This window comes from Streptomyces sp. SID3212, from assembly GCF_009865405.1.
In the GTDB taxonomy this organism is placed as follows: domain Bacteria; phylum Actinomycetota; class Actinomycetes; order Streptomycetales; family Streptomycetaceae; genus Streptomyces.
Map to the genome: position 1 here is coordinate 1 of NZ_WWJY01000166.1, position 214 is coordinate 214.

General features: G+C 79.9%; 1 protein-coding gene. It reads left to right on the forward strand.

Features of this window, described 5'->3' with window-relative positions; genetic code table 11:
• The coding region (locus GT042_RS04425) for a hypothetical protein (protein ID WP_161307372.1) at window positions 1–214 on the forward strand (214 nt) is incomplete at both ends.

A 214-nucleotide genomic window follows, 5' to 3' on the forward strand; every position in this document is an offset into this window, starting at 1 on the left:
TCCGCGAGGAGCGGCAGGAGACCGCCCAGCGCGCCCGCCGCGTCGCGGACGCCCTCGCCGGTCTCGCCTTCCGCCTCCGCGAACGCGCCGCCTGGCAGGCGAAGCTCCGCGAACTGGCCGACGACGCCGCCGAGTCCGAGGCCAGGGCCGCCGCCTGCCTGGAGCAGGCCCGCGCCTCGGACGAGGACCGCAGAGCCGCCCAGCGCGCCGCCGA